Consider the following 26,824-nt stretch of genomic DNA (forward strand, 5'->3'; position numbering starts at 1 on the left):
ACCACCCCCAACTCGTTTCATTAATTCCGAACGCCACTCCACTTAACTCCATTTTTCAGTAGCATACTAACTTCTACTATAACAAGAATTCATTTAAGTAGGTGAATAATTCAGAATTAACAAATCCTTAAGTGGTTGGTATTTCACAGACTGGTGCCAATCATGAAATTATTATTGTTTAACGAACAAAAGCCCTGTAGTTTAAATATGGAATAGCTCATTTTGCTGCTTATTCACAGTACGTGATTTTATAGTTTCCTAAGCAATAAAAAAACTTCAATTAATGAAGGCTCAAAAAATCCCCCATTAATTGAAGTTTCCTGTTAACTTGATTTCAGGTGTTGTTGCGCATGCAAACAATCTATAAGTTCTTTTACAGCGACTTCGCCTGCATGAATCCATCTGTTTTTATCAATTATTTTCCCGTCTGGATCAATCGGTTTCTGGAATTGGTTAAACCCAGTTGCATTTAATAATGAACTTTCATCACTATCTAGACCGATATTTACGACATGCTTAATGATATAAGATGTTTCAAATTCTATGGAGGCGTTATATTCATCAAGTTCTCCTTCAGTTACAAAGAACGGAATTCTAACATAGATGGTTTCACCGCCTTCGCGGCATAAAATATGGTCAAAACACCCTTTATGATAATCCCAGTTTCCACCCAAATGATAACCGAGCCCCTGGATACAATCACTTACAACACCAAAAGAAGCCCTTTGCCCTTCAAGTTCAGTTTGTAATTTCAACATTATTTTTTCCTCCTTCTAAATTGCTCCATAAACAGCATTCACTAAAGAAGAAGGAAAAATACTACCAACATTTACAAGGACAATGACAGAACAAACTATGGCACCTTACTAACGGCTGTTAAACGTACGAGTTCCCTCCCCTATTCCCGCCAAACTCATAAGACGTATGCAAATCACCAAACGTTACTCCTCCATCTCTTTTGCTAACAGTGTGAGCTTGTTGATTGTTTTCCAATTGCGCATCGTGAAGGGAACACCTAGTCTTTGTAAATTATTCGCAAGTTTAGCGTTGCGAACACCAAGCCGAAACAACAGATAGACCACCCGGCCTTCGATCAGAAATTCATCAAACGGCTGTACGTTTTTTCCCCCGTTGAGAATTATGCTCGCCATGGGATGGGTTATGACCGTCTTGAATGACTTTATGACCGTCTTGAAGCATATTATGACCGCCACGCGCGACTTTATGACCGCCTTGAAGCAGTTTATGACCGCCATGCCCCTTTTCTTCATAAAAAAATTGATTGTCTCCTAAAAAAAGAGTCAATCAATTTCCTATAAATATTCACCCCAATAAATCCTTCACCCGCAACACATACGGTTTCTTATCATAGGAACGATATAATTCACCCGAAAGTTTAATCGGGTCGCCAAAGAAAAAACGTTCATATAGCGTTTCGCGTGTACCAAAAGAGCTCATCGTTAAATCCCATGCTAAACGGAAAACTTTGACACGATCCTCTGCATTTTTGGATTTAGCCTGCAAATATTGATCTAAATCTTTTCTAATACTTGATTGAAATGCATTTTCTGTCGGAATGGACATCAATCCACTTGCACCTAAAAGCTGAATGATTTCAGTAAACCTCGGGTATACTCGTGGAAATAGATTAATCGCGATTTTCAATGTTGTTCGATCTGGTCGCATAAATCCCCATTCATCGATCTCAGCCTCAGCCTCTGCTTTCATCACCAATGCTTTCATCGTTTCTAAAGCTACAATAATTTCTGAAGCCTTCTCTTGTACATGCTGATATTCTCCGATATTAATGGTTTCAATAATTGACTGGACTATTCCCAAAACAAATTCCGTTTTGATGATTTGTCTAGAAATAACTTGATGCAGTGTAAGTGGTAAAAACGAGCTAGAAGCCACAAAACTGTTCGCTACTTCTATATTGTCATAGTAAAACACGCGCTCCCACGGTACCAATACATTGTCAAAAACAACAATCGTATCCATCTCCTCATACCGCGAACTTAATGGGTAGTTAAATGTGGAGTCGCCCCCAACAAATGATTCTCTGCAGACAAACTTTAGACCTTGACTATTACTAGGGATAGAAAAGGCAAATCCATTCGCTTTATCATCAACCCCACCCGCAGAAATCACCATGATCTCATCTGTTATGCCACCCTGTGTTGCCAGCAACCGCGCACCCTTTACGATGATTCCCGCTTCGGTTCTCTCTATCACCTTGGCAGCAATTGGCTCATCGGAATCTTCAAAATAGAATGATGCTCGATTTACTTGTGGGTCGATAAATGTATGCGTCATGGATAAATCGTTTTCACGTGCATACTCATAGAACGCAAGAATGTTTTCAGGAAAACAATTTTCTTTTCCTTTCAATAAACCCACAGATGATGCTAGCGCCATTAACACCGTATTCATGTAGTCTGGACTTCTTCCCATCATGCCATTGTTCGATTTTGCCCACTGCTGAACCATTGATCGCCTTTTAACTAAATCCTCTTTTGTTGTGGGCTGTAAATAAGACAGACCTACCGGATTTCCAGTTAATGGTGATTTATAGGTCATTACATCTTTTACAAGAACCTCATGCTGCACATCATATAGTGCCGCCTGACTTTTCATGACCCCTTTAAATGCAGGATGCTCAGAAATATTGCCTGTTACAAGATTACCATCTATCCACACATTCGTTTGTAGCCGATCAATTCGTTCAAGATACTCTTTTCCTGTAATCGCTGGCATAGACACACCCCTAACTAATAGTAGCGGATTGTATTATCATCCATCTATTTCTTTAGTTGTATTCTATTATTTGTTTCTATCGATTGTTACTAGACTGTATCTATGCCAATACGTTTTAACAGAAAACCTTACTAAAAAACGATAGCCGCTTTGACTGCTTTTTGCCATCCAGTGTATAAGTCTTGTCGTTGTTGCTGCTCCATTTTCGGTTCAAAAGGTCGGTCTAGATTCCAATGAGCAGAGATTTCTGAGCGATCCGTCCAAAATCCGACGGCGAGTCCTGCTAAGTAAGCAGCTCCAAGTGCGGTTGTTTCACTAATCAGCGGACGCTCAACAGGTACATTCAATAAATCGGCTTGAAATTGCATGAGGAAATCATTTTCCACTGCACCACCGTCTACACGTAACATTTTTAAAGAGATTCCAGAATCTGCTTCCATTGCATCGAGTACGTCCTTCGTTTGGTAAGCAAGCGATTCCAAAGTTGCACGAATAAGATGTTCCTTCTCTGTACCACGTGTCAATCCGAAAATAGCACCTCTTACATCGCTATCCCAGTAAGGTGTGCCTAAACCAACAAATGCTGGTACAACATAAACCCCTTCTGTTGACTCGACACGTTTAGCATATTCTTCACTTTCGGATGAATTGCGGAACATTCTAAGTCCATCACGCAACCACTGAATGGCCGATCCTGCAACGAAAATACTGCCTTCGAGTGCATACTCTACTTTTCCGTCTATTCCCCACGCAATGGTTGTCAATAGTCCATGTTCAGACTTGACTGCTTTATCTCCAGTATTCATCAACATGAAGCAACCCGTACCATACGTATTTTTTACCATGCCACTTTCAAAACAAGCTTGTCCGAACAATGCGGCTTGTTGATCACCAGCGATTCCAGCAATCGGAGCAGCATGACCGAAGAAGTGACTTTTTTCCGTATGCGCATAAATCTCAGAAGAGGGACGGACCTCTGGAAGCATTGACGCAGGAACCCCTAAGATAGAGAGCAATTCCTCATCCCATTTTAATTCGTGAATATTGTACATAAGTGTTCTGGAAGCATTGGAATAATCGGTTACATGCCTTTTTCCATTAGTTAATTTCCACACAATCCATGTATCAATCGTACCGAATAGAAGATCTCCACGTTCCGCTTTTTCTCTTGCACCCTCTACATTGTCGAGAATCCATTTCACTTTTGTTCCTGAGAAATAGGCATCGATAAGTAAACCGGTTTTATCTCGGAACAGATCATTGTAACCGCTCTCTTTCAACTCTCGGCAAATTTCAGCAGTTTGGCGTGATTGCCAAACGATTGCATTGTAAATCGGTTTCCCAGTGTTTTTATCCCACACGACTGTTGTTTCACGCTGATTGGTAATACCGATTCCTTCGATTTGTTCGGCTACAATATTCTTTTCTGATAACACACCTGCAATAACTCCTAGAATGGAACTCCATATTTCATCCGCATTATGTTCAACCCATCCAGACTTAGGAAAGTATTGTGTAAACTCTTGCTGTGCTGTGTGAAAAATTTTACCGGATTTATCGAATAGAATCGCTCGCGTACTTGTTGTGCCTTGGTCAAGAGCCATTATATATTTTTCAGTCATTAGCTATTCCCCCATATATTGGATTTTGTCATAACAATATGGATATCTACTTATTAACTATTCTGCAATACTTGGTTTTGTTACTTGCGCTGAATCTTTTCTTAGTGAATACTGTGCGCCTAACAAGACTGCTAGTACAATACCACCAACAATCCAAAATGCAATACTAGTAACGCCTGTAAATACCTGCTGATAGAAAAGGGCACCAAACGCTCCTCCAAGTAATGGACCTGCGACTGGTATCCATGCGTAACTCCAATCTGACTTCCCTTTCCCAGGAATCGGCAAAAAGAAGTGTGCAATACGCGGTCCTAGATCACGAGCTGGATTAATAGCATAACCCGTTGTGCCACCCAATGATAATCCAATGGCCACAATCAAAGCACCAACGATTAGTGGATTCAGTCCTTCCGTAAACTCATTTGCACCGATTGCAAGTAGACCGACAAGCAAAACGAACGTACCGATTATTTCACTCGTTAAATTTGAAAGAGGATGACGAATTGCGGGAATTGTAGCGAATACGGATAACTTCGCTGCTTCGTCCTCCGTTTCCTTCCAATGAGGCAAATAATGAAAATAAATAATTATTGCTCCACTAATCGCACCGAGCATTTGAGCCAGGATATACATGGGAACGTCTGACCATGGAAATTTACCAATGGAAGCCATTCCGACTGTCACCGCTGGATTCAAATGTGCACCACTGACACCACCAACTGCATATACACCAATTGTAACAGCAAGTCCCCAGCCAACAGTGATCACAATCCAACCAGCGTTTTCTGCTTTCGACTTCTTCATTAATACACCACCGACAACTCCAGCTCCGAAAATAATTAAAATCATTGTCCCTACGAGCTCTCCTAAAAAGGGTGTCATCTCTAATCCTCCTCATTTCTATTTTCGTGGTTGAATTTCGAACATAAAAAATCCACACTTAAACACCTACATATCGTAGGGTTTAAATGTGGATTCCTGAGCTCAACCACTTTTATTGACTTGTACCTAGCATATACATATCACAATAGTCTGTCAACTACTTCTTTTTCAGCGAATAATTCCCAAAGCTGATGATCCGATGTCGTTACTGCTACAGCACCCGCGTCCAATGCATCTTGAACATGTTTCCTTGTTCGAATTAAGCCTCCATTAATGATTGGAATGCCCGTTCTCTCATACACTTCGCTAATGAGTTCCGGGATTACCCCAGGCAACATTTCAATATAATCTGGCACTGTCTGACCAATCAACGAGTAACTTTTTTCCAAAGCGATTGTATCTAGGAGAAACATACGTTGAATAGCGATAATTCCTTTGGCTTTCGCTTTCAAGATCATATTGGACCTCGTCGAAATAATACCCGCTGGTCTAATGTCATTGCATAGAAAATCGGCAGCAAAATTATCCGTTTTCAATCCTTGTATCAAATCCGCATGGATAATCACTTTTTTCCCATGTTTCTCTGCTTCTATTTTGAGAGTTTTAAGATTACCAACATGAACTTCCAAAAGTACAATGAATTCAAATGGGCTTTTTAGTAATTGTTCAAATTGCTTTAAGTTTCGCGAGGCGGGCAAAATCTTTTGAGTGTGAAAAGGCATCTATTGTACAGCCTCCTTTCATGCGCCATCTTGTAGAGTTTTCCATATCTCCAATATAGCATGTTATAGCACGGTTGTTGCGATTGTCATCTCATCTACTAGTTCTTTTTCATATTGTTGACGCACTGATTCTGACCACCCAAAAATAAATGCCATTTCATCTAGCACATCTTTTTTTCCAGCTTTAACGTTATCAATATTGAAGAACATATCTCCAGTTCTGCGCACAAAGAAATCAGTTGGCTTAACAACCATTTCATAGTCGATTGCATAACGTAATTTCACATAAAGAATACGTGGAATTACTGTGTGTGCTGCAAATGGAATTGCAAACACCTTATCAACATTGGTGCCATAAAGAGTTGCCAAGTGACGGCTATGTTGTTCTGAAAACCCAACTGATTGACCTTTTTCAATCGCTTGGGCCATAAAACGATTCATGTTGGATGAACCACCAATATCTCCACCTGAGATTGGCAAATTCTTCGTCACACAGTTATTAAAATGACGTATTTCTTCCTGACTAAGTTGAGCAACAATTTTATCCACTACGGTTTCCGCCATTTTACGATAACCCGTCAATTTCCCACCTGCAATTGTAATGAGTCCTTTCTCCGATTCCCAAATTTCATCTTTTCTTGATACTTCAGATGGACTTTTTCCTTCTTCATGGATGAGCGGTCTAACGCCTGCCCAACTCGACTCGACGTTTTCTGCTGTCAATTTAAGACTTGGGAACATGTAATGAATGGCGTTTAAGATATAAGTGCGATCCTCTTTCGTAATTTGCATCACTTTTGGATCCCCTTCGTAGAATGTATCCGTTGTTCCCACATACACTTTTCCATCACGAGGCACCGCAAAAATCATACGTTTATCGCGTGTATCAAAATAGACTGCTTGGTGGAGTGGAAAGTCTTTTTGGTCGAATACCAGATGAACCCCTTTTGATAAAATTAAGTGTTTTTCAGTTGTAGTCTTGCCTTCAAACCCCTTCACATCGTCCACCCAAGGTCCAGCAGCATTGACGATTTTTTTTGCCTTAATAGTAATTTTTTTATTTGTTACTGTATCTAACACTTGCACCCCTGCAATCTTTTCTTGATTGTAAATAAAGGTTTCCGCTTTCGTGTAGTTTACGATGGTTGCGCCTTTTTCAGCGGCCGCTTTCATAACTTCGATTGTCAGGCGAGCATCATCCGTACGGTATTCGACGTAAATGCCACCACCTAATAGTCCTTCTTGTTTCACAAGCGGTGCTTTCTGCAGCGTTTCTTCTTTTGTTAACATCCTTCTTCTTTCCGATTTCTTAACGCCTGCAAGAAAGTCATATACTTTTAAACCAAAGGAAGTCGAGTATTTGCCAAACGTTCCACCTTTATGAAAAGGAAGGACCATCCATTCTGGAGTGGTAACATGGGGTCCGTTTTCATAGACGATTGCTCGCTCTTTTCCAAGCTCCGCTACCTCTTTGATTTGGAATTGTTTTAAATACCGTAATCCCCCGTGAACAAGTTTTGTCGAACGGCTTGAAGTACCAGAAGCAAAGTCCTGCATCTCGACAAGCGCCGTTTTCAACCCACGTGACGTAGCGTCTAAAGCGATTCCAGCTCCTGAAATTCCGCCTCCGATAATGAGTAAATCAAATTCCTCTATTGCTAATTTATCAACTATTTTTTCTCGTTCCAGTGATGATAAGATTGTCATTTATCTCGTCTCCTTCTAAAATGTGGTATATTACAGGTGGAAAAAGACCTCAAGAAATAAGTTGCGATAGGCAACCATTCCCTGAGGTCTCTCATTAGCTCAAACCCAATATATTAACTTACGTTTAGCTTACCATATATCCAATTAATCTCAAAATAGTTTGTTTAGTGAATAACACTTTAGCCAGGTTCATTATTCCTCACTTATCTATAAAAAACACTTTAATTCCCAGACATTACATGTTTCTCTACTCACGTCTGTTGATCAACCATTTATTCGCATAAAATACTGGTGAGAAGGGCTTGATATCCTCCATTTTAACTGGACCATTTCCGGCTCGCTTTCGGCAAAATAGTCACAACAGGTTTAAGGAGGAATTGCAGTTCATTCCTCCCTCGAGGGGCGTGTGTGGCTAGAAGTGACTTCGTCACTTCTAGCCACACGCTTTTCTCTAATACTGTTGCGAGTAGTTCCCTGTCGCGTTCCTACAATGTTCAAGTGAAAAATGCAGTTGCTTTGAAAGAAAAGAATAGATGACTTTCTATAAAGGGTGTAAGTGCCCGAAGATACAATTTCGGGCACTCTAGTACTTTGTACAATATGTTCCTTGCTTACTTTCAGCAAAGAGTATGCATCTAATCATGTGATGCCTTACAGAAAGTGACACTTCCTTAATATAAAAAAGAAAAACTATAAAGAAAGTTTCAGCCGACAAAATTGCATCTTTGGCGGCTTTTATCCAGGTAGATGCCCCTCTATTCTTTCGTCCCAGAAAGCTCCAAATGCACTACGTGAACTTATGCGTTTGGAGCAGGGCGGATGGAGGACCACCATACGATTACCGGGAAAACTATGTAGGGATGCGACAAAGTCGCATCCCTACATATCCAGACATCTCGATAATTGTATAGAAGTCGTTTAATCCAAAGAAATCCAAATGCAACTATACAAGTAGTTGCCAGGGGTGATCAAGTTATTTGCTGGTTACTTTTGATAAATCAACAGACGTATTCTCTACTAATAGAAGGAAAGCAAACATATACTTTAGGAACTACGACAAGGGACAAACTAATATAGCTGACTAACAATGGGTGGAGGCGTTGTATTTATTGATGGAAAAAGCACTTCTTTTCATAATAATATTGAGAATTTTATCAGGAAGTATTGATATTACAGCAGCAATGTTTATGTATAAATTTAACGATTTAGAAAAAGCCTTTTATATCAACACCCTACTTGCCTTAGTAGGTCCTGTTATATTAATTATTACGACAGGAATAGCATTGGTTGGCCTAACTGAAAAGATTTCATTCATAAGGATGATTTGCCTCTTTGGTGGAATTTTACTCATCCTTATCAGTTTAAAATCCAAATAAATTAATCAAAAAAAACATTCAAATCAGCGCTATCATTATTAGGGCGGAATGCATATCCTGATAGCCTCTACCACTTTCCGTGAATAAGCCGAAATGTGATACTGTCATGCAGACTAACAAAAGAACTACCCTCGGTGCATTTCCCATTGTAAGAACTATAAGTTTTCAACTTTGTAAAAAAAAGCTTATTCTCCTATTGCATTATAATAAATTTAATGATATTATCCGAATAGAAGTTTAATAGCGGATCACATGTTACTGACTCGATCAGGCATGGTGGTAAACTTAGAGGATTTTTAAAAAATCTTCTTTTTTACCCCATGCCTTTTCTTGTTCTGCTCGTTGTGATTATGCAATATAAATAGGTATACGAGCCCCACATCGCCGACAATAAAGGAGTCCACAGACATGCTATCCAAATTATTCAAGAAAAGAAAACTACAAATATTCGCACCTGTTAACGGAGAAATCATACCGCTTGACCAAGTTCCAGACCCCGTCTTTAGCCAAAAAATGTTGGGTGAAGGAATTGCTATCATGCCAGTACAAGGTAATATTCATGCACCTATAGATGGAACTGTCGTCTTAGTATCTGATACAAAGCACGCGATTGGCCTTCGTTCAAGTGACGGGACGGAAATTCTTATTCACGTCGGATTGGAAACGGTTTCATTAAAAGGAAAAGGCTTTACAGTATTGGTCACAGCAGGCGACAAAGTTTCCGTCGGCCAATCACTCATTGAAGTAGATTGGGATTATATTCGCGAACATGCCAAAAGCATTATAACACCCATCGTGATTACAAATAGTGCAGAACGAAATGTGCAATGCGAAGTTATAAAAGAAGGCATCATGGGAGAAACCGTTTTAATGACCGTTTCTGCCAAGTGATGCACCGTTAAATCCAGTGAAAAGAAGGCGGTGACTTTCGATGAAAATAACAAAGATTCTCAATAACAACGCTGTAGTCGTACTAGATGGCCAGCATGAGAAGATTGCTGTTGGCGCCGGGATTGCTTTTAATAAGAAACGAAATGATATCGTGAATGTTCAAAAAATCGAAAAGCTGTTTGTTATGAGAGAGAATGACAAGCTACAGCAGCTTCTAAGTCGTATTCCGGAAGAACATTTCACCATTTCAGAAGAAGTTATTTCATATGCAGAGGCGTATATGGGGACAAAGTTAAACGAGCATATTCATATCGTCCTTACTGATCATCTCTCATTTGCAATTGAGAGAGTGAGAGATGGTATTCATCTAAACAATAAGCTCTTGCATGAAATAAAAATATTATATAGAAGAGAATTTGAAATTGGTCTTTGGGCAATCCAACATATAAAAGAAAAATGTCAAGTTGATATGCCCGTAGATGAAGCTGCTTATATCGCTCTTCATATCCATACCATGAAACCACAAGGAGGTGATTTGCACCAAACGGTAAGACAAACGGCGATTATAAGAGATATGGTCAAAACAATTAAGGAACACTTAATGATCACGATTGAAGAGGACGATATTTCTTATCATCGCCTGATCACGCATCTTCGCTCTGCCTTAACAAGAATAAATCAGTATGGCCTTCACACGATGGACGAGGAAATGTTGGTCATGATTAAAAAAAAGTTTCCTCTTTCGTATAATTGTGCGACCGAGGTTGCAAAGGAATTAGTTGTATTACATGCTGTCGAGCTGCATGAACAAGAGTTGGGCTATATCGCACTTCATATTGAACGATTAAGAAAACCATAAGGGCAACATGAGTCGTCATCATTATATATTTTCCCGAACAATCTATCAAAAAAACTATGAATAGGGGTGAGTTTAACATGATGAAATACCTTCAAAAACTTGGTCGTTCTTTGATGTTACCTGTAGCTGTCTTACCTGCTGCGGCAATTTTGATGGGGATTGGGTATTGGATTGACCCTGAGGGTTGGGGATCAGGGAATGCATTAGCTGCTTTCTTAATTAAAGCTGGGGCTTCCATTATTGATAATATCCCAATTCTTTTTGCGGTTGGTGTAGCACTTGGGATGTCTAAAGACAAAGATGGTTCAGCTGCTTTAAGTGGTTTGGTTGCCTTCTTAGTTGTAAAAACATTATTAGCAACAGGTACGGTTGCTATGCTACAAGGCGTTGATCCAGAAAATGTGAACGCCGCATTTGGTAAAATCGAAAATGCTTTTATTGGTATTCTTTCCGGGATTATTGCATCAATCATGTACAATCGTTTTAGTCATGTACAATTACCAGATGCATTGGCATTCTTTAGTGGTAAACGATTAGTACCCATTATGACTTCTCTTGCAATGTTAGTAGTTTCAGCAGCATTGTTCTTTATATGGCCAGTCGTCTTTACAGGATTAGTTTCTTTTGGTGAGGCAATTAGTAAAATGGGCGCTGTTGGTGCGGGACTATATGGATTCTTTAACCGTCTACTAATTCCAACTGGTTTGCATCATGCGCTGAATGCGGTATTCTGGTTTGACACAATCGGTATTGACGACATCGGAAAATTCCGAAACGGAACGGGCATCAAAGGTATCACAGGTATGTATCAAGCAGGTTTCTTCCCAATCATGATGTTCGGCTTACCAGCTGCAGCACTTGCAATGTATCATACCGCTAAAACAAAAAGGAAAAAGCAAGCAGCATCATTGATGATTGCAGCAGCTTTCGCCTCATTTTTCACAGGTGTTACTGAACCTCTTGAATTTGCATTTATGTTCTTAGCTCCAGCTCTTTATGTTGTGCATGCGGCTTTAACCGGTCTTTCCTTGTTTATTGCTGCAACGTTCCACTGGACAGCAGGTTTTGCATTTAGTGCAGGATTTGTCGACTTTTTCTTGAGTCTGAAAATCCCACTCGCCAATCAACCATATATGTTAATTGTTCAAGGTTTAGTGTTTGCGTTAATTTACTACTTCTTATTCCGATTCTTAATCGTCAAATTCAACTTGAAAACACCTGGTAGAGAAGACGATGAGGATGTAGAAGATGAGGAAATAAACGGAGTTGCAAGCACTACTACTGGAAATAAATTCTCAGGTATGGCCGCTAAGATTTTTGATGGTTTAGGCGGAGACGCTAACGTAACTTCTATCGACTACTGTGCGACACGTTTACGCGTGGAGGTAAAAGATATGAATGCAGTAGATCAAAAGAAAATTAAAGATACAGGTGTACCGGGTATAAATGTGGTAGGTCCACAAAGTATTCAAGTTATTGTCGGAACAAGTGTACAATTCGTAGCGGATGAAATTGAAAAAATTCGCAAATGATAACAAGCGATTATGAATGGACCGGGCCTCTGCAGACCCGGTCTTTTTTTGCATTTTCGTCATTACTTCTTGGTACGCACTACTATTCACTTAATCTGTTTCAGTTTATATTTACCGTTTATTTAGGACGATGATCCATAAAGTTTTGGTAGGCAAAACCTTTTACCGTCTCTTCACTGTATTTTTTTAGCAACTCATTTAGTAAATTCGGATGCATAGATGCATCCTCTAAATTAACAATTTTAGACGAAATACCATCGAAGTCTGAGCCTAATCCAATTTGTTTCTCCCCTCCTAACGAACAGAAATGGTCAATATGTTCAATTAGGTCTGTTATCGCCACTTCCCCTTGTTCCTTCACAAACGGCGGATTGTAGACGACATGGACGAGCCCATTTTTTTCAAACAGTGCTTTTGCTTGATCATCTGTCAGATTACGAACATGATTGCATAACAATTTGGCATTCGAATGGCTCGCAATCGGATAGTTTGCTTCTTCCATGACATCCCAAAAAGCCTTTTCACATAAATGGGAAACATCGGTCAAAATTTTATGTTCGTTATTGAAATGAACAATCTCTTTGCCAAACGAAGTAAGTCCCGCTCCACGTGGCTCCCCCGCACCGTCTGCTGCCAAGTTGGCATTATTCCAAGTAAGTCCTATCGAACGAACACCCAGTTGATGGAGAATAGATAGCTTTTGCAGATCGTTTCCGATTGCATCAACACCTTCAAGTGTCAACATCGCTCCAATTTCTCCGTCTTTTAACTGATCGAATTCGCTCCATTCCTTGATCAGTTTCATATTCGGATTGTTCCCAAGTACATCTGTATAGAAATAATGAATTTGATCTAAAACGGCTTGGAATTTTTGATCTGATTTTATTTCGGGATACACGAATATAGCGAATGCTTGTACCTTTACTCCCCCCTTTATTAATTTTTCATAACTCGTATCAAGCTCCAACGAATCTCGAAACTTCATTTCCCCCTTTGATTCATACAATCTCAGCAATACGTCACAATGTAAGTCGATAATTCTCAATTTATTTCCCACCTTTCACCGCTTATCTTTTTAGGTTTTCATTAACACTATTTCGACCTGGTAGAAAGTTATACAATGGCCGTCTATTAAAGTAACAACCTTTTTTGTAGGTCCTCCACTTTAGGAGGATTGGCAGATTTGATAATTACTATCGTATCTCCTTTGTAGGTTTTCCTATACTTGATGCACATACCGTTACACCTTCCAATTATATATATAGCATCAATGATTAGAAATATCTGATAGTAACGATGTTAGCAAATAATAATTAGGATTTCAACTTCATCTCAGAATAATAAAACCAGCACTCAGCATAGTCCAAGTGATGGTTTTCGATTATCTATGCGACAAACAGTCTTGAAAGTTTAACTACTCACACTAATCCCCTGAAAATGTACTCAATATTTAGTTATCATTCATACAATGCTCTCCTTTAGAATTTCCACCATTTCATTCAATTTGTCATTACTCATTGCGTGTCGTGACATGAAGACAACTACATCGCTAATGGGTCTCGATAGCATACTAAGCTCTCTCATTTTTAATGTAGAGTGATAACGAACACGTAGTTCGAAAAGGAATCGCACTTTAACCAGCTCGATTCCGCACAGACGTTTTAGAAATAATCGTGTTGACGAAATTAGATAAGCTATTATACAATGAATGAGTCAACTATAATTGATTTATGAATAACACAAAAAGGGGATCTGTAACTATGACAGAATCAAGTTATAAACTAAGAATGATGATTATCTCTGCACTATTCGCAGCAATTATTGGTGTATTGGCACAAATAACCATTCCATTACCACTTGTACCAATTACTGGACAAACACTTGCTATCGGACTTGCTGCGACAATATTAGGTGCACGATATGGTACATTGTCAGTACTCATTTATTTATGCATGGGCGCAATAGGTATACCGGTATTCGCACAGATGTCTGGCGGTTTAGGTATTCTAATCGGGCCTACTGGTGGGTATTTAATCGGGTTCATCCCAACTGCTTTTATCATTGGCTTTTTTCTTGAAAAAACGAGCTTCACAGTTAAAAATGCAATTATTGCAAACGTAATCGGAATGTTTATTGCGTTAACGTTTGGTACAGTTTGGTTAAAAGTTATTGCAAATCTATCTTGGACCGCAGCATTTACAGGTGGATTTGCTCCATTCCTTCTTGTCGGCGTCATTAAAGCAACACTGGCAGCATGGGCTGGCATTACTGTTAGAAATAGGTTGAAATCAACTAGTCTATTAAACACTTGGACTGCTGAAGCGAAATAGTTCATACCGGGTTCCCTAAACGACTGAAAATTGTTTTGGAATCCGGTATTTTTCATTATTCAACTGCTAGTCAAATCGACTTCATGTCTATTCTTACACGTTTGTTGATTTACTAAAATAACTAGTAAAGAAGTGTCACTTTCTATAAGACATTACATGATTAGATGCATAAACTTTGTTAAAAGTAAGCAAGAAGCACATTATACAACGATCATGAGTAGCCGAAATTGCATCTTCGGGCACTTACACTCTTTCCATGTTATGAATGCATTTATTATTCTAGTCTTCAAACTATTACGAAGCCTTTTTTCAATTTGTACTTGATTCATTGAACTGACTGTGGCAGAGTAGTAGATGTAATGATCATAAAAAATTCATACAGTTACAATTATGTGGGGGTACCAGTTAGGCTGGTTGAGATATACTCAAAAAGTATAGACCCTTGGAACCTGATCTGGTAAAAGCCAGCGGAGGGAACATACTCATTAGGCATTCCTATGTTTATGCGTTCTTCGGTTTCACGAAGGACGCATTTTTGTATTCCAATTAATTGTTTACTTGTAATTGCTATGAATAGCTGGGGAGGAACACGATTGAAAAAAGTTTGGTTGTTCGTCGCGCTGATTTTATTACTTACAGCATGTAGTAGTGATAAAAGCAATGAGTCGAAGAAAGATGGAGAATTGGAGAAGATCCAAATTGTACTCGATTGGACGCCGAATACAAACCACACCGGCTTGTATGTTGCACAGGAAAAAGGTTTTTTTAAAGAACAAGGACTTGATGTGGAAATTATGCTACCAGGCGAAGCGGGTGCTGACCAACTTGTTGCGGCAGGTAAAGCACAATTTGGAATCAGTGCACAAGAATCGATTACAGCAGCACGCACACAAGATATACCAATCGTTTCCATTGCGACGATTCTCCAACATAATACATCGGGGTTTGCCTCTTTGAAGAAAAAAGGCATCGAATCACCGGAAGATTACGAAGGAAAGACATATGGTGGCTGGGGTGCTCCAGTTGAACAGGCGCTCATCACTTCATTAATGGTAAAAGAACATGCAGATGCCAATCAAGTTGAATATATCAACATGGGTAATTCCGACTTCTTCACAGCAGTCGAACGTGATATCGACTTTGCATGGATTTACTACGCGTGGACAGGAGTTGAAGCAGAACTTCGTGGTATCGACTTAAATATGCAGTATCTAAAAGATTTCTCGGATAAGCTCGACTATTACACACCCGTCATTACGACGAATGAAAAAATGATTAGCGACAATCCAGAAACAGTCCACGCTTTTGTCAAAGCAGTTGCAAAAGGGTATGAATTCGCAATTGAAAGTCCGGATGAAGCGGCATCGATTTTATCGAAAGCGGTTCCTGATCTTGACGAAGAACTTGTCAAAGCGAGTCAGCAATGGATTTCAGCTAAATACAAAGACGATGCACCTCGTTGGGGTGAACAAAAGCTTACTATTTGGGAAGGCTACGCAGAATGGATGACTGAAAATAACTTGCTCGACGAAGTATTTATTGCAGAAGACGCATTTACCAACAAATTTTTACCCAAATAAGGAGGAACTAACATGGCAAACGCATTAGTTAGTATTCAAATCATACCAAAAACACCCAACGGAGAAGATGTGATTCCCTACGTTGATGCCGCCATCGCTGTCATTGAAGAGGCAGGCGTCCCTTATCAAGTATCCCCACTTGAAACTACAATGGAAGGAAATTTGACTGAACTTCTGGAGATTGTTCAAAAAATGAATGAACGAATGGTTGAAAAAGGTTCCTCAAGTATCATTTCACAAGTGAAAATATTTTATAAGCCGGAAGGTGCTTCGATGGAAAAATTGACGGAGAAATACCGTTGAAAAGTATGTTGAAAAGAGGATGGCGGCCAACATTGGTCATCATCCTTTTACTTAGCATTTGGGAAATTGCAGGTCGTGTTTTTAACATTCCTGCATGGTTGCTCCCGGTCCCTACGCAAGTGTGGCAAGAAGCGATTCATGGTTGGATGCATTATTCTGGCCATATCTTATCGACCATTCGTCTCACGCTTATAGGTTATATGATTGGAATCATTGTCGGGCTAACGGTCGCAACGCTCTTATTTCGTTTACCCGTTTTACAGGAAGCTTTCTATCCACTGCTCATTTTATCACAAAATATTCCAATCATCGTTTTAGCGCCTTTGCTTGTCATCTGGTTCGGATTCGGTATGATACCGAAAGTAATCGTCATTGTACTCGTTTGCTTTTTCCCAATCACCATCGCGACATTGGACGGGTTACGGCAAACCGACCGAGATCTATTGCATTATATGAAAATGACAGGTGCGACAAATCGGCAAGTCTTTTGGAAGTTGCAATGGCCCTATGCCCTCCCTTCCATATTTTCCGGTTTAAAAATTGCAGGTACATATAGCGTTATGGGGGCTGTCATTTCAGAATGGCTCGGTGCGAATAAAGGAATTGGTGTGTATATGACACTTGCATCTTCTTCCTTTAAAACAGATCGTGTGTTTGTCGCAATTTTACTCATTATGATTTTAAGCTTAACCTTTTTCGCCATTATTGCACTCATTGAAAAATGGCTATTAAGATGGCAACGGCAAGGAGAGAATTCATCCAATGGGTAAGTTAACTTTACAACATATATCAAAGTCTTATGGTGAAAATCACGTACTTCAAGATGTTTCATTTCATGTCGATGAAGGCGAGTTCGTCACGATTGTCGGTCCTTCCGGCAGTGGAAAAAGCACATTGTTTCAGCTAATTGGCGGGTTATATGCCCCGGACAACGGTAAGATTACGCTAGATGGCATAGATCTAAACAACTCCCGTGGCCACATTAGCTATATGCCACAAAACCCATCCTTGTTTCCATGGCGGACCATTATACAAAATGTTTTATTAAGTTCTGAAATTGCTGGTCAAAAAGATATGGGTAACGCGTTAGAGTTAATTGAAAAAGCAGGACTAAGTGGGTATGAACAGTCCTATCCACACCAATTATCCGGTGGGATGAAACAACGTGTCGCCTTCATTCGAAGTCTCAACAGCCCGCAGTCCATCATCTGTTTAGATGAACCCTTCTCTGCCCTCGATGAATTTACGAGATTTGAAATGCAAGAATGGTTACTAACAATTTGGGAAGAATACCGCAAATCGATCGTTTTCATTACGCATAATATTGAAGAAGCTCTTTATTTATCAGATAGAATTCTAATCCTTTCTGATAAACCGGCATCCATCCATAAGCAAATCATCGTTCCTTTTCCACGCCCACGGTCGGAAGATATTTTATTAAGTGAGCAATTTATGAAATTGAAAAGGGAGATTCATTATGAACTACGAGGCAGATGAAAAACTTGCACTCATTGATGCACACATCCATCTTGACCAATATGTAAAATCCGAGCAAAGGGCAATCATTGACTATATGGAACGCCCGTCCACCGCACTAAACGGTCTGATTAGCGTTTCGATGGATCTAGTTTCAAGCATCAACAACTTGAAACTTGCGGAATCTCATTCTGGCATCCATCCGGCCTTTGGTTATCATCCTGAGCAAAAGCCACCGACAGACAAAGTCATGCAAGAATTATTTTCATTCATGCACTTATATAAAGATCAGATGATTGCCATTGGTGAAGTTGGACTCCCCTATTATTTGAGGGAAACAAATCCTGCCCTTCAACTAGAGCCATATATTGAGGCTCTCGAAGCGTTCATTAGTAAAGCACAAATGTGGAATAAACCGATTGTTCTCCACGCTGTTTACGAAGATGCTGAAACGGTATGTGATATCTTGGAAAAACATTCTGTGAATAAAGCGCATTTCCATTGGTTTAAGGGAGCGCCATCCACTGTTGAACGGATGATTAGGAATGATTACTATGTATCTGTGACGCCCGATTGCGTATATGAACAAGAGATCCAAATACTGATTTCCCAATACCCCATTGAACGCTTAATGGTCGAAACAGATGGTCCATGGCCATTCTTGGGACCATTTGAAAATGAGATGACGCATCCAACTATGATGCACCAATCCATTGCAGCAATTGCATCCGTAAAAAAACTGGATTACCGTGATGTATATCGACATGTTTACGACAACACAGAAAGATTTTACTTTTGTTGAAAGGAAATGCGCTTATAATTAGCGCATTTCCTTAAGATTACCTTCTTCCACTACAACCTCTATTGGAATAAAGATCCATTTTGATATCCCATGAATTCATCGCCCACATTTTGAACTATCTAGCCCATCTCTTTACCAATAAACCATGCTACTATAATAAATTCGCCTAGCTCACGTTATTCAGCTTCTTTACCTTATTCAACATGTAGTAATCGGTGGATGTAACTACTTGTTCACCCTTTCCCAAAAAATATAATTGGCAAATAATTAGTGTGAATTTGGGAATGCTATCTCTTGAAGGATTTTTTATAAAATGAAGGAGGACGTAAAATGACTAGCATCAAACCGAATGATTCAGATGACAATGTAAATAGGCTAAAAAAAACAATCAGTAATATGGAAGCAGCAGAAGTAGCAATGGAATTCGCTGAGGGGAAAGAACTTGCTGCAATCAAGGAGAAAAATGAGCGACGGAAAGAAAGCATTGAAGGATTGCGAACTGAAATTAGCGCGGAAGAAAAATCAAGAATTAACGGATATATAAAAAGGATGTAAGTATAGATTTGTTCGATGCTATGCCTACTTGTTCACTCCTACTTCGCTACACGTTTAAAGCTATACACATTTTTGTAGCTACTGTCTAGTATTGACAACAGAACCCACCATGGCTCTTACCCATGCGAACCATGGTGGGTCATTTTCAGTTTGAATACTATTTACAGATTAAGCCAAGATATCTACTCTTTCCCCCTACAATTTAACCTCGCCTTCTGACTATATATGTTGAACAAATGAATACTTATATTAACTGAGCGAAGGCCATTAGCGCCGTAATGAATTCAATGGGATCCATGAAATTTCATTGACAAAGCTATTCAATTCAAGGTAAGGTTAGCAGGCTAACTAATTTATGAAGGATTGATACCATGATTGAGGAAGACATTCGGATATTGTTCGCGAAAACATCCGCGAAAGCAAGAAAAGATTACGCGGATTCATTAAGAGAGGTTAAAATCTACGCCGGGCAAGATCATCTGCTTTGGCAATTGTGGAAGAAAGACGGTGCGAGCCAAACGGAGTTGTCTGAACTCATGGGCTGTGAACCGCCGACCTTGACAAATATGGTGAAAAAACTAGAAGAATATGGACTTGTGACTAGAACGAAAGATGCGGTGGATGGACGTGTGACAAGGGTTTTCTTAACGGAGAAAGGAAGCGCACTTGAAAATTCAATCGCAGAAATATGGCGTAATCATCAAGAAAAAATGTTGAATGGCATTAACCTAGAGGACCGAATAATACTGAAACGTCTCCTACAAAAAATCGAATCCAATTTGAATACTTGATTATTTTACTTAATTACTTAGCATGCTAAAGAAATAATATTTGTTCGAAAAGGGAGTTCATTTAATTGGAGATTAAAGAAACAACTAATTTTAAAACAGGACCGATTTTAACAGTGCTGTTAATCGGTGCTATCGCGGCAATTTTAAATCAAACAGTACTAAACGTTGCATTACCAACATTGTCTGAGGAATTTAAAGTGTCCACAGCAACTGCTCAATGGTTGATTACATTGTATATGCTAGTGAATGGTATTTTCATTCCAATTACGGCATTTTTGATGGCTCGTTTTTCAACCCGCCAACTATTTTTTACATCAATGATTGTTTTTTCAATCGGCACGCTAATTTGTGGGACTGCACCAAGTTTTACAATTCTTTTAGCAGGACGTGTTGTGCAAGCGATTGGGGCAGGAATTGTAATGCCCTTATTAATTAGTGTTGTGTTCCGACTTTTCCCAATGGAGAAGCGCGGTGCTGCAATGGGAATCGTTGGGGTTGCAATTATGTTTGCACCAGCAATCGGCCCTACGCTTTCAGGTTTTTTAATTACGACTTTATCATGGCGCTTTATCTTTTTCGCCATTTTACCATTTTCTCTATCAGCGTTAATCGCTGCTTTCTTTGTGCTAAAAAACGTATCAGAGCCACGACCTGCCAAGTTAGATATCTTGGGCGTTATTACGTCAACGTTCGGCTTCGGCGGTATTTTATACGGGTTTGGTATAGCTGGCAAAGCGGGTTGGGGCAGTTTAACTGTCATAATTCCCCTATCTATAGGCGTAATCTCACTTATATTATTTGTCATACGACAACTGCATACAAAAGACCCACTCATTGATTTAAAAATATTCAAGTCAATTGAATTTACATTTTCTATCATTATTAGTTTCTTTGTAAACGGAGTTACGTATGCCGCAATGATTTTAATCCCGATTTATTTACAAAGTAATCGTGGAATGACTGCATTAGAATCAGGTCTATTTCTATTACCAGGAAGTATCGCCATGGCGATTATGTCACCGATTGCTGGAAGAATGTATGATCGATACGGCATCAAGTGGATAGGTATTTTCGGCACAGTAGTACTTGTCGGTACAACCGCAGCTTATACCAATTTGACGTATACATCAGGAATCGTATTACTCGCAGTTCTTTATCTCGTTCGGTCGATTGGACTCACTTTCTTAACGATGCCACTTACGACTGCCGGATTAAATTCATTGCCCAGTAAATTACACGGTGATGGCACAGCCATGCAAAATACGCTTCAGGCCATTGCAGGAGCAATTGGAACAGCCGTCATGACGACCATTATGACGACTCAAACGAATTTATTTGTGTCGAAAGAAGTTATAAATACAGCAGGAGGAAATCCGACATCTGAACAGCTTAGTATTATTTCGTCGGATGGATTACTACATGGTATTAATTTCGCCTTCTTAGCAGCTACAACATTTGCGATTATTAGTCTACTTGCCATGATTTTATTGGCAATTTCAATTACGAAGAAAAATAAAAAAGTTGCAGTTGGTAGAGGTTAAATTAAGAGTACTAATGGAAGACAAGTACTCCACACATCTGAATGAAAACAATTAAAAACCAGACATTTACTCAAATGTCTGGTTTTCATTCTATATTTATGCAATTTGCTTTCTAAATGACTTGCTGACAAGCTGATTTGTTTCATAAATCAGGACTGCATTGGGTAAACTTATAGAGGTTAGGAATTGTTGGATGAAAAATGAGTTGACTAGAAAGACAGACTTACTGATATAGGAGGAATGGTTATGAATGTTCTCATCGAATGGATTTACAGATTATCCAGAGGCGCGGAAACCGTCTTTCGCTCTGATGAGATGCCGGCAGCGCAAGCTCTAGTCATTGCCGAAGACCTGGAGCGGACTGGGCGTACCAAAACCGTAACATTCATTGATCGCTTCGACAGCACATGGACGGTCAAAGAGATGAAGGGCTATTTGAAAGGAATCGAAACTGAACCACATAACATCACAGTTTATTTCGACGGTGGATTCGACCTTGCGACCAATACATCGGGTTTAGGCTGCGTTATCTATTATGAGCAGAGCGGGAAATCCTACAGGCTGCGGCGGAATGCACCTTCTGCCGAACTCACTTCGAATAACGAGGCAGAATATGCGGCACTCTACCTGGGTATACAGGAGCTCGATCTTTTGAATGTCCATCACCTACCAGTCCAGTTCATCGGGGATTCTCAGGTGGTCATTAACCAGCTGACAGAGGAATGGCCGACGCTCGAAAATGTTCTGTCGGGCTGGGCAGACCGGATAGAAGAAAAGCTGAAAGACCTCGGCATCCAACCTGAGTATAAACTTGTGCAGCGGAAATTAAATTCAGAAGCGGATCGGCTGGCAACACAGGCGTTGAATGGAGTCTCGATTACGGCAACGAGCGAAATTACAGGGGATTAGTGCGTGCAAAAATTTATAGGAAAGTATACCTGTAAACAGTCATGAGTGACTAATTTCCATGACTGTTTATTACATATATCCGAAATTTCAGTTGGTAATTCCTTGTGAAATACCGTCATGCAATTATTTCTCTATCCAAAAACGCCGAACGACCGTTCCATCTTCTTCAATAAAGCTTTTGACTTCAATGCCGCCATTCTTCATTATCGTTTTTGCAGATCCAATATTGTCATCATTACAAGTTACCAGTACCCGATTGATTTCAAGTTCATCGCATTTCTTCAATGCCTCTGCAAGAATCAGTGTCGCATAACCTTTCCTTCTTTCCGCAGGTCTCACACCATACCCGATATGTCCGCCGACATTATGTAAATAATCTGTCAGACTATGCCGTATGTCAACCATCGCTAGCACTCTATCAGTATCATCAACCAAGAAATAGTTCGTGCTAGGCACCCATTTTTCGTCCCCACTTTCCCGGATTTCCAGCGCATCCAAATAAACTTCATAGTTCTCATAACCAGCTAAATTAAAACTGCTCGGCGTCATCCGAGGTTCATCCCACTCTTTCAAATAATCTTCATGCTCGTTTTTCCATTCGATGGATGGTCTTATCAAACGCATAACTATTCCCCCATTTCCCTATTTTTATAAGTTACCTGCTACTGACTGCTCACCTTTGAAAATTCAAATTCCATTAGCCTTACTAACTTTAAGCTTCTTCCCTTTAATCGTTGCTTCTTTCATGGCCTGCAAAACTAATGAACCTTTGCCATTTAGAATATCCACATAAGTCAACTCTTCCTGAATCGCAATAATGCCAATATCATCTGCTGTTAGGCCGGGAAGTTTCGCAATTGTCCCAACAAAATCTACGGCTCGAAGCTTTTTCTTTTTTCCACCGTTGAAATGAAGTTTCATGACATCCTTGTTTGATTGTACTTGTATTGTGTTTTTGGACTTCTGACGACCACTGACTTTTTCCTCAATTGCATTTTTTCCAACGACTACTTTCTGCTGCGTCGGCGCTTCCCCAACAGGAATCTCAAAGCCAATGTATGCTTCAATTGCTTTAAGTGTTTTGCTGTCACTCGGAGTTGCAAACGTAATCGCTTTACCTTTATGACCAGCACGACCGGTTCTGCCAGTTCGATGAACATAGCTCTCTTTTTCCATGGGAACGTCATAGTTGATCACGAGTGTTATTTTTGCTACATCGATTCCCCTTGCAGCCACATCAGTCGCCACAAGATAACGGAAATTCCCCATTTTGAAGCCTTCCATTACCGCAAATCGGTCTTCTTGTACAATTCCACCGTGAATTTTCTCACAAGAATAGTTGGATCTTTCCAATTCCACAAACACAGCGTCCACATGCCCTTTAGTTCTGCAGAAGATAATACAGCTATCGGGGTTTTCAACAACAGTAACATTTTTCAGCAATGACATTTTTCCAGCTTCTTTCACTTCAATTACACGATGTTCAATCGCACTCGTCGTGATTCCCGTAGAAGCAATTTGAATGGAAATAGGGTTTTTCATATAGTTATGGCAAAGTTTTTCAACAGCTTTAGGAAATGTAGCGGAAAATACCATCGTTACTCTATTTAAGGGAAGTTTTTTTATGATAGCTTCTACTTGGGCAACAAAGCCCATGGTCAACATTTTATCAGCTTCATCTATAATTAAGTATTTTATTTCATCTACACATAATGTTCCTCTTTCAATATGGTCCATCACACGCCCTGGTGTACCGACAACTATATGCGTTTTTTGTTCCAACTCTTCCTCTTGTTTACTAAAGGATTCTTTGCCGTAAACCGCCATGGCTTTAATCCGTTTAACTCTTCCGATAGCCGCTACATCCTCTTGAACTTGAACAGCAAGCTCTCGGGTCGGTGTGAGAATTAATGCCTGTGGGCTTTCCATCACCCAATCAATCATTTCGCAAAGAGGGATACCAAAAGCTGCCGTCTTGCCACTACCCGTTTGAGATTTCACTATGAGATCCTGATTTTCCAGCGCTCTCGGTATAACTTCACTTTGAACCTCTGTTGGCGTTTCATATTTCAATAAAACAAGAGCCCTTTTTATTTCATCGCTTAATTTATAATCTTCAAAACTTCTTTCATTCATATAAGTAACCTCATTTATTATTATTTGACCCTGTTTTTTTATAATTAAGTGTAGCATCATACCCGGTGCCAGTTACCGTCATAATTCATGCTCTTTGAATTGTGGCAGCAGCTAGCACCGGATTTTTAATGCAAATTATTAAGTACCGCAAAAGGTTTGGTACGAGCTTATTGAGTGCACAGGAAGAGTGGAATAATCATCCTGGCCAGAAGTGTACGCATACGGACTTGAAAGAACTTCAAGTAGCCGCTCCATCACACCGTAATCACCTTTGTTCACGGCGGCTTCTAGTGCTGCTTCTACCCGATGGTTCCGTGGGATTAGTGAAGGATTGCTGTCTCGCATCAACTGCCCAGAGCTGACCTTCGATTCCTTCTGCCTACCTAGTCTTGCCTGCCATAACTCATGCCACTCGGCAAATTCCGGAGTCTCAAAAAGGGCCATATCCTCCAATTTATCAAAAGTTAATGCGCGGAAAGTATTCGTATAATCTTCTCGATGCTTCTCCATCATATGAAGAAGGTCTTCAATAAGGGATTCATCCTCAATCTCTTCATTAAATAACCCCAGTTTCGCTCTCATTCCCTTAAGCCAATTCGCGTGATACTGCTCTGGAAAATCTGAAATAGCATCCTGCGCCAGTTTGGCACCCTCCGCATACTCTTTATGCAGTAGTGGGATTAGCGTTTCAGCGAATCGCGCCAGATTCCACCCGGCAATATTCGGCTGATTGCCATAAGAATAGCGACCTTGAACGTCAATGGAGCTGAAAACCGTTGCCGCGTCATAGGTATCCATGAATGCACAAGGACCATAATCGATGGTCTCCCCACTTATCGTCATGTTATCGGTATTCATCACTCCGTGGATAAAACCAACCAATTGCCATTTGGCAACCAAGGCGGCCTGACGCTTGATCACTTCCTGAAGTAGCGCAAGGTAGCGATTATCATCCGCTTCAACGTCAGGAAAATGGCGCTCTAGTGCATAGTCAGCCAGAGCCAGAAGCTCCTCATCCGTGCCCCATTTTGCAACATATTGAAAAGTTCCAAAGCGCAGATGACTGGCAGCCACACGAGTCATAATGGCGCCAGGAAGGTCGGTTTCACGGATGATGAATTCACCTGTTGTCACCACCGCTAGACTACGTGTGGTAGGAATACCAAGCGCATACATAGCTTCACTAATTATATATTCACGCAGCATCGGTCCAAGTGCCGCCCGACCATCGCCACCGCGAGAATAAGGTGTTCGGCCCGAGCCTTTAAGCTGAATATCAAACCGTTCACCTAAAGGCGTAATCTGTTCGCCAATTAACATGGCCCGGCCGTCTCCTAGCCTTGCAAAATGCCCAAATTGATGCCCCGCATAGGCTTGAGCAAGCGGCAAAGCGCCTTCAGGAACCCTGTTACCAGCAAATATCGCAATGCCATCCTTGCTTCGAATCGATTCGATATTCAATCCAAGGGATGTCGCCAAAGAATCATTAACTATAATTAACTCCGGAGTGCTTACAGGATTTGGATCTATTATTGTAAAAAGCATTTCTGGCAGATGAGCATAACTGTTGTCAAAGTTCCATCCCGCGTCTACTGCTTCATTTCTCTTCATCATCGGTTCGCCTACTTTCTTTACGCTTTTATTTATTTGTAAGTTCATCACTAGTAGTATCCACTTCTGATAATTCATTATACCCTATATATTCCTTCTAAATAACGCACCAATTCTTGTTGTCCTTCCGCTTTCAATTGGATATCACTTTCATATCCTCGTCTAAGTTTTGAATTTCAGAGTATAGTGTTAATACCTGCTAGTGTAATCTACTTTTTCAACCTATTAAACTTCATTAAATGAACTACTATTCTGTTGGCGATTATTTCGGATTCAAACTGGGGGGATTGAGATGGGGAAAAAAGATTATCAAAATCAAAGAACAGTAAATGTACTTAAAAAAGGCATTAGTTTCGGAACTTGTCTTTCCATGGTTATTTCATTCACAGCTTACAAGTCAATCGGTTGGGCAATTATACATGGTTGTTTGACCTGGCTTTAC

General features: G+C 40.0%; 26 protein-coding genes and 1 riboswitch. Of the genes, 14 read left to right on the forward strand and 12 right to left on the reverse strand.

The window, feature by feature from the left end:
* Positions 1 to 323 precede the first annotated feature (323 nt).
* From I2484_RS11305 to I2484_RS11335, 8 genes are all read right to left on the reverse strand, one after another.
* Positions 324 to 758, reverse strand: coding sequence for a YugN family protein (locus tag I2484_RS11305; RefSeq protein WP_207151129.1), 435 nt, complete (start codon positions 756 to 758; stop codon positions 324 to 326).
* Positions 759 to 941: 183 nt separating this feature from the next.
* Entirely contained in the window at positions 942 to 1,070 is a 129-nt protein-coding gene (locus tag I2484_RS21490) for a hypothetical protein (protein WP_255551339.1), read from the reverse strand.
* A 34-nt stretch (positions 1,071 to 1,104) separates the two neighbouring features.
* Complete coding sequence (locus I2484_RS11310; RefSeq protein ID WP_207151130.1) at positions 1,105 to 1,305, reverse strand: hypothetical protein; 201 nt, start codon at positions 1,303 to 1,305, stop codon at positions 1,105 to 1,107.
* Positions 1,306 to 1,323: 18 nt separating this feature from the next.
* The gene (hpaB, locus tag I2484_RS11315; RefSeq protein WP_207151131.1) at positions 1,324 to 2,757 is read right to left on the reverse strand and encodes a 4-hydroxyphenylacetate 3-monooxygenase, oxygenase component; all 1,434 of its coding nucleotides are present in this window, start codon (positions 2,755 to 2,757) and stop codon (positions 1,324 to 1,326) included.
* Between the two features lie 131 nt (positions 2,758 to 2,888).
* The gene (gene glpK, locus I2484_RS11320) at positions 2,889 to 4,379 is read right to left on the reverse strand and encodes a glycerol kinase GlpK (RefSeq protein WP_207151132.1); all 1,491 of its coding nucleotides are present in this window, start codon (positions 4,377 to 4,379) and stop codon (positions 2,889 to 2,891) included.
* 57 nt (positions 4,380 to 4,436) lie between these two features.
* Positions 4,437 to 5,261 (reverse strand): MIP/aquaporin family protein, encoded by an 825-nt coding sequence (locus I2484_RS11325; protein WP_207151133.1) that lies wholly within the window; start codon positions 5,259 to 5,261, stop codon positions 4,437 to 4,439.
* Between the two features lie 140 nt (positions 5,262 to 5,401).
* Entirely contained in the window at positions 5,402 to 5,983 is a 582-nt protein-coding gene (locus tag I2484_RS11330; RefSeq protein ID WP_207151134.1) for a glycerol-3-phosphate responsive antiterminator, read from the reverse strand.
* 63 nt (positions 5,984 to 6,046) lie between these two features.
* A complete protein-coding gene (locus tag I2484_RS11335) occupies positions 6,047 to 7,690 on the reverse strand; it encodes a glycerol-3-phosphate dehydrogenase/oxidase (RefSeq protein WP_207151135.1) in 1,644 nt (547 codons plus the stop codon).
* 1,112 nt (positions 7,691 to 8,802) lie between these two features.
* On the opposite strand from I2484_RS11335, the gene I2484_RS11340 reads away from it, so the two are divergent.
* The 4 genes from I2484_RS11340 to nagE all read left to right on the forward strand — a co-directional run bounded on the left by I2484_RS11340 (position 8,803) and on the right by nagE (position 12,348).
* Positions 8,803 to 9,066, forward strand: coding sequence for a YqhV family protein (locus I2484_RS11340; RefSeq protein WP_207151136.1), 264 nt, complete (start codon positions 8,803 to 8,805; stop codon positions 9,064 to 9,066).
* 408 nt (positions 9,067 to 9,474) lie between these two features.
* On the forward strand, positions 9,475 to 9,957 hold the full coding sequence (locus I2484_RS11345) for a PTS sugar transporter subunit IIA (RefSeq protein ID WP_207151137.1): 483 nt from the start codon (positions 9,475 to 9,477) through the stop codon (positions 9,955 to 9,957).
* Positions 9,958 to 9,997: 40 nt separating this feature from the next.
* Positions 9,998 to 10,816, forward strand: coding sequence for a PRD domain-containing protein (locus I2484_RS11350; RefSeq protein ID WP_207151138.1), 819 nt, complete (start codon positions 9,998 to 10,000; stop codon positions 10,814 to 10,816).
* A 77-nt stretch (positions 10,817 to 10,893) separates the two neighbouring features.
* Positions 10,894 to 12,348 carry an N-acetylglucosamine-specific PTS transporter subunit IIBC gene (nagE, locus tag I2484_RS11355; protein WP_207151139.1) on the forward strand — a complete coding sequence of 485 codons (1,455 nt, stop codon included), beginning with the start codon at positions 10,894 to 10,896 and terminating at the stop codon, positions 12,346 to 12,348.
* Between the two features lie 118 nt (positions 12,349 to 12,466).
* Here nagE and I2484_RS11360 read toward each other — a convergent pair whose 3' ends face one another.
* Positions 12,467 to 13,393, reverse strand: a complete 927-nt coding sequence (locus I2484_RS11360) for a dipeptidase (protein WP_207151140.1) — start codon at positions 13,391 to 13,393, stop codon at positions 12,467 to 12,469.
* Positions 13,394 to 14,108: 715 nt separating this feature from the next.
* Here I2484_RS11360 and I2484_RS11365 point away from each other — a divergent pair.
* The 10 genes from I2484_RS11365 (at position 14,109) to I2484_RS11410 (ending at position 22,635) form a co-directional block, all read left to right on the forward strand.
* Entirely contained in the window at positions 14,109 to 14,678 is a 570-nt protein-coding gene (locus I2484_RS11365; RefSeq protein WP_207151141.1) for a biotin transporter BioY, read from the forward strand.
* A 384-nt stretch (positions 14,679 to 15,062) separates the two neighbouring features.
* Positions 15,063 to 15,171: riboswitch (TPP riboswitch) on the forward strand.
* Between the two features lie 100 nt (positions 15,172 to 15,271).
* Positions 15,272 to 16,258, forward strand: coding sequence for an ABC transporter substrate-binding protein (locus I2484_RS11370; protein WP_255551342.1), 987 nt, complete (start codon positions 15,272 to 15,274; stop codon positions 16,256 to 16,258).
* 12 nt (positions 16,259 to 16,270) lie between these two features.
* A complete protein-coding gene (locus I2484_RS11375; protein WP_207151142.1) occupies positions 16,271 to 16,561 on the forward strand; it encodes a thiamine-binding protein in 291 nt (96 codons plus the stop codon).
* Positions 16,562 to 16,566: 5 nt separating this feature from the next.
* Positions 16,567 to 17,331 (forward strand): ABC transporter permease, encoded by a 765-nt coding sequence (locus tag I2484_RS11380; protein WP_207151153.1) that lies wholly within the window; start codon positions 16,567 to 16,569, stop codon positions 17,329 to 17,331.
* Entirely contained in the window at positions 17,324 to 18,058 is a 735-nt protein-coding gene (locus tag I2484_RS11385) for an ABC transporter ATP-binding protein (protein WP_207151143.1), read from the forward strand. Before I2484_RS11380 ends, I2484_RS11385 begins: the two co-directional genes overlap by 8 nt.
* The gene (locus I2484_RS11390; RefSeq protein WP_207151144.1) at positions 18,039 to 18,839 is read left to right on the forward strand and encodes a TatD family hydrolase; all 801 of its coding nucleotides are present in this window, start codon (positions 18,039 to 18,041) and stop codon (positions 18,837 to 18,839) included. Before I2484_RS11385 ends, I2484_RS11390 begins: the two co-directional genes overlap by 20 nt.
* A 330-nt stretch (positions 18,840 to 19,169) precedes the next feature.
* Positions 19,170 to 19,394 carry a small, acid-soluble spore protein tlp gene (locus I2484_RS11395; RefSeq protein WP_186670957.1) on the forward strand — a complete coding sequence of 75 codons (225 nt, stop codon included), beginning with the start codon at positions 19,170 to 19,172 and terminating at the stop codon, positions 19,392 to 19,394.
* A 371-nt stretch (positions 19,395 to 19,765) separates the two neighbouring features.
* The gene (locus I2484_RS11400; RefSeq protein WP_207151145.1) at positions 19,766 to 20,185 is read left to right on the forward strand and encodes a MarR family winged helix-turn-helix transcriptional regulator; all 420 of its coding nucleotides are present in this window, start codon (positions 19,766 to 19,768) and stop codon (positions 20,183 to 20,185) included.
* 65 nt (positions 20,186 to 20,250) lie between these two features.
* On the forward strand, positions 20,251 to 21,726 hold the full coding sequence (locus I2484_RS11405) for a DHA2 family efflux MFS transporter permease subunit (RefSeq protein WP_207151146.1): 1,476 nt from the start codon (positions 20,251 to 20,253) through the stop codon (positions 21,724 to 21,726).
* Between the two features lie 246 nt (positions 21,727 to 21,972).
* A complete protein-coding gene (locus I2484_RS11410; protein ID WP_207151147.1) occupies positions 21,973 to 22,635 on the forward strand; it encodes a ribonuclease H family protein in 663 nt (220 codons plus the stop codon).
* 123 nt (positions 22,636 to 22,758) lie between these two features.
* On the opposite strand, the gene I2484_RS11415 is transcribed toward I2484_RS11410, so the two are convergent.
* The 3 genes from I2484_RS11415 to I2484_RS11425 form a co-directional block, all read right to left on the reverse strand.
* Positions 22,759 to 23,259: a GNAT family N-acetyltransferase gene (locus I2484_RS11415; protein ID WP_207151148.1), complete on the reverse strand. Its 501-nt coding sequence runs from the start codon at positions 23,257 to 23,259 to the stop codon at positions 22,759 to 22,761.
* 63 nt (positions 23,260 to 23,322) lie between these two features.
* Positions 23,323 to 24,771, reverse strand: a complete 1,449-nt coding sequence (locus I2484_RS11420; protein ID WP_207151149.1) for a DEAD/DEAH box helicase — start codon at positions 24,769 to 24,771, stop codon at positions 23,323 to 23,325.
* Positions 24,772 to 24,909: 138 nt separating this feature from the next.
* A complete protein-coding gene (locus tag I2484_RS11425; RefSeq protein WP_207151154.1) occupies positions 24,910 to 26,385 on the reverse strand; it encodes a protein adenylyltransferase SelO in 1,476 nt (491 codons plus the stop codon).
* Between the last annotated feature and the right edge of the window lie 439 nt (positions 26,386 to 26,824).

This window comes from Sporosarcina sp. E16_8 (assembly GCF_017347095.1).
GTDB lineage: Bacteria > Bacillota > Bacilli > Bacillales_A > Planococcaceae > Sporosarcina.

Coding starts and splice junctions, on each gene's coding strand:
- I2484_RS11305 (WP_207151129.1), bottom strand. CDS start 758: ATGTTGAAATTACAAACTGAACTTGAAGGGCAAAGGGCTTCTTTTGGT.
- hpaB (WP_207151131.1), bottom strand. CDS start 2,757: ATGCCAGCGATTACAGGAAAAGAGTATCTTGAACGAATTGATCGGCTA.
- glpK (WP_207151132.1), bottom strand. CDS start 4,379: ATGACTGAAAAATATATAATGGCTCTTGACCAAGGCACAACAAGTACG.
- I2484_RS11325 (WP_207151133.1), bottom strand. CDS start 5,261: ATGACACCCTTTTTAGGAGAGCTCGTAGGGACAATGATTTTAATTATT.
- I2484_RS11330 (WP_207151134.1), bottom strand. CDS start 5,983: ATGCCTTTTCACACTCAAAAGATTTTGCCCGCCTCGCGAAACTTAAAG.
- I2484_RS11335 (WP_207151135.1), bottom strand. CDS start 7,690: ATGACAATCTTATCATCACTGGAACGAGAAAAAATAGTTGATAAATTA.
- I2484_RS11340 (WP_207151136.1), top strand. CDS start 8,803: ATGGAAAAAGCACTTCTTTTCATAATAATATTGAGAATTTTATCAGGA.
- I2484_RS11345 (WP_207151137.1), top strand. CDS start 9,475: ATGCTATCCAAATTATTCAAGAAAAGAAAACTACAAATATTCGCACCT.
- I2484_RS11350 (WP_207151138.1), top strand. CDS start 9,998: ATGAAAATAACAAAGATTCTCAATAACAACGCTGTAGTCGTACTAGAT.
- nagE (WP_207151139.1), top strand. CDS start 10,894: ATGATGAAATACCTTCAAAAACTTGGTCGTTCTTTGATGTTACCTGTA.
- I2484_RS11365 (WP_207151141.1), top strand. CDS start 14,109: ATGACAGAATCAAGTTATAAACTAAGAATGATGATTATCTCTGCACTA.
- I2484_RS11375 (WP_207151142.1), top strand. CDS start 16,271: ATGGCAAACGCATTAGTTAGTATTCAAATCATACCAAAAACACCCAAC.
- I2484_RS11380 (WP_207151153.1), top strand. CDS start 16,567: ATGTTGAAAAGAGGATGGCGGCCAACATTGGTCATCATCCTTTTACTT.
- I2484_RS11385 (WP_207151143.1), top strand. CDS start 17,324: ATGGGTAAGTTAACTTTACAACATATATCAAAGTCTTATGGTGAAAAT.
- I2484_RS11390 (WP_207151144.1), top strand. CDS start 18,039: ATGAACTACGAGGCAGATGAAAAACTTGCACTCATTGATGCACACATC.
- I2484_RS11395 (WP_186670957.1), top strand. CDS start 19,170: ATGACTAGCATCAAACCGAATGATTCAGATGACAATGTAAATAGGCTA.
- I2484_RS11400 (WP_207151145.1), top strand. CDS start 19,766: ATGATTGAGGAAGACATTCGGATATTGTTCGCGAAAACATCCGCGAAA.
- I2484_RS11410 (WP_207151147.1), top strand. CDS start 21,973: ATGAATGTTCTCATCGAATGGATTTACAGATTATCCAGAGGCGCGGAA.
- I2484_RS11415 (WP_207151148.1), bottom strand. CDS start 23,259: ATGCGTTTGATAAGACCATCCATCGAATGGAAAAACGAGCATGAAGAT.
- I2484_RS11420 (WP_207151149.1), bottom strand. CDS start 24,771: ATGAATGAAAGAAGTTTTGAAGATTATAAATTAAGCGATGAAATAAAA.
- I2484_RS11425 (WP_207151154.1), bottom strand. CDS start 26,385: ATGATGAAGAGAAATGAAGCAGTAGACGCGGGATGGAACTTTGACAAC.